General features: G+C 39.9%; 2 protein-coding genes and 1 pseudogene. 2 read left to right on the forward strand and 1 reads right to left on the reverse strand.

All coding sequences use genetic code 11. The features are described from left to right. Positions 1–115 precede the first annotated feature (115 nt). Together EI162_RS14000 and EI162_RS14005 are read left to right on the forward strand one after the other, a co-directional pair. Complete coding sequence (locus EI162_RS14000) at positions 116–1,036, forward strand: DUF2345 domain-containing protein (protein WP_318779331.1); 921 nt, start codon at positions 116–118, stop codon at positions 1,034–1,036. A gap of 36 nt (positions 1,037–1,072) precedes the next feature. Continuing rightward, complete coding sequence (locus tag EI162_RS14005) at positions 1,073–2,200, forward strand: DUF2515 family protein (protein ID WP_192524914.1); 1,128 nt, start codon at positions 1,073–1,075, stop codon at positions 2,198–2,200. Here the strand turns inward: EI162_RS14005 and EI162_RS14010 are convergent. Continuing rightward, a pseudogene (locus EI162_RS14010) lies at positions 2,187–2,326 on the reverse strand (IS982 family transposase); the annotation flags it as partial. The gene EI162_RS14005 and the pseudogene EI162_RS14010 sit on opposite strands and share 14 nt — an antisense overlap.

A 2,326-nucleotide genomic window follows, 5' to 3' on the forward strand; every position in this document is an offset into this window, starting at 1 on the left:
CGCAAGCAAAATCTGACAGTCGTGCTTACTTTAAGCAAGGCGACATCATGCCAGACTATCCAAACAATAACTGGGGTGAAGTTATTTGGCAGTTTGACGGTTTGACGGTTTGACGGTGAAAAAGGGTGGTTTTTTATATTCATTATTTTCCACTCAACCACAAACCCACGCACAATCTGGACAGCATAACTATCAACAGCATACCCCGACTCTGACTCAAACTGGTCTAGGTGGTCAGCATCTAGCAGAGCGACTAACGCAACTGGCAACAGGACTTGGCAGACAAGTCAATGACCATAACGCGATTAAGACGCAACTTGAGACTATCGCAGAGGAACAGCAAACCAAGACTCATCAAACCACACCATTCACGCTTATCGATAGTGCAGCAGATACAAGCTATGTCGGTACTGATACCCTGATTCATAGAAGCATGGGCGAGATGATTAGCACTACTCAGCAAGATATGAATATCAGTAGTGGCGATAGTCATAGCCAAATCAGTAGTGAGTCACTCAATATCATAGCCGATGGTCAATTTAGTATGACCAATGCTAAGGACAACATCACCCTCTCCGCCCATACGGGGAAACTTGAAGCGACGGCTAAGCAAGATGTCAACATCGCCTCTTCGACGAAAGAGGTTGAAATAGTCGCAGCGAATAAGATTACGCTGACGGCTGGTGGAGCTAGTATCACCCTTGATGGCGCAAATATTACGATATCGGCTAAGCAGTTTACGGAGAAAGGTGGTAAGCATAGTAAGGCTGGTGGTGGGATGGATAGTAGTTATTTATCGCGCCTACCTTTTGATAAGCTTATCGAAAAAGAATTCTTTGATGAGCAGGTTCAGTTTTTAGATCCTACAGGTACTCCGTTGCCTGACTTAGAATATAGATTGGCCAGTAAAAATCTGAATATTAAAGCAAAATCCGATAGTGAGGGCAAAACTCCTCGCATAGATTCTGGCGACACCGAAGATGATTTAAAAGTTAAATTAGTATGGTCAAAATTTACAAGTATCGATAAAAAATAGACCTTAATTATCATTAACTTAAGTTGAGAGAAAGTAATGTCTGGTGATTCTTTAGATTGGCGCAGCAAAACGAATACTAATGTGGGCAGCTGTAGACCAGCTCAATGTAACTGTATTCAGTTTTTACAAATATATCAGCAAGAAGTAATGAAACGAGTATCTAATCTTGTTTCATCTAACAATTATGAGCTTGAACCAGGATATGAGGCTCGAGCTAGACGAATTTCTTCTGTGTATGCCAAAATATTTTTAGAAACAGAGGTCGGAGGTGACCCTACTTTATTAGGGCGCTATTATTGGATGGGACTAGGAGCTTTTGCGTCTAAAACAGTAGCTATGGTCTTTAGCGCTTTTAGAAGTCAAACTGCTTATCTTACCGGTATGCTAAATTCAGATGACGCCTTAAATGCCTTTGCAAAAGGAAATTTATGGCTCTTTATGGACATATCAGTGTGGCATTATCTGTGGAGCGCTTCTCCTACATCATTTGCAAAATGTAAAGGACAACGTAATACTCAAAATTTTGTCGATCTTCGAACGTCAATGAATAATATGCCATGGTCGTCTTCTTTATCAAAACTCAACTATCTACGAGTAACACCAGAAATCAACTCTGCTTTTGGCTTGCTACCTAGTATTGAATCTAAATTTAAATTTAAATCTACTACTGATGGAAAGTTTAAAGCAGCTAAAAAAGTGTTATTAACACACATTCTATATGTGGCAGTACAAGAACAAAAAAACATATTACAAAAAATCGCATGGGAGGATGCGTCTCTTCAAACAAATGTTAAGAGTCAACGCGGTTGGTTTTTGAGCAAGGTGTCTATTAATCAAACACTAGCATTATCAAGCGATTATAATGTTAATACGCTAAAAAAAAGAAGAAAGGGAACTGGAAGAGGAAGAGAAAGATTAGGAGGAGACGCCAAATCTCTACCTGAAGACCCATGGAGCGCACCTCCAAAGGGTACGATACTAGAAAATTATGATAGCCGCATGGTCTGGATAAATAAAGTGGCAGAAAAATATCATACTTTGATGCTTGATACTGATGGTAGAGAGTTTTTAATCTCTGAGCTTAGAGTCATTGCAACTTGGGGCAATAGTCGAGAAACCGGTTGGATATTTCCTAGTAGTAACCCCACTCTCAACTTGAAATAAGCAATTCAAACTGAAGAGGCGGGTTACCAAGTTTTTTGTTGAGTACAAAGCATAGATTATGAGACAGAATCTTACGAATCAATCGATGAGACAAATGCCATAAATCTCTTGCTCGTACCCTTTGTA

The sequence above is a fragment of the Psychrobacter sp. FME6 genome, from assembly GCF_014861365.1.
In the GTDB taxonomy this organism is placed as follows: domain Bacteria; phylum Pseudomonadota; class Gammaproteobacteria; order Pseudomonadales; family Moraxellaceae; genus Psychrobacter.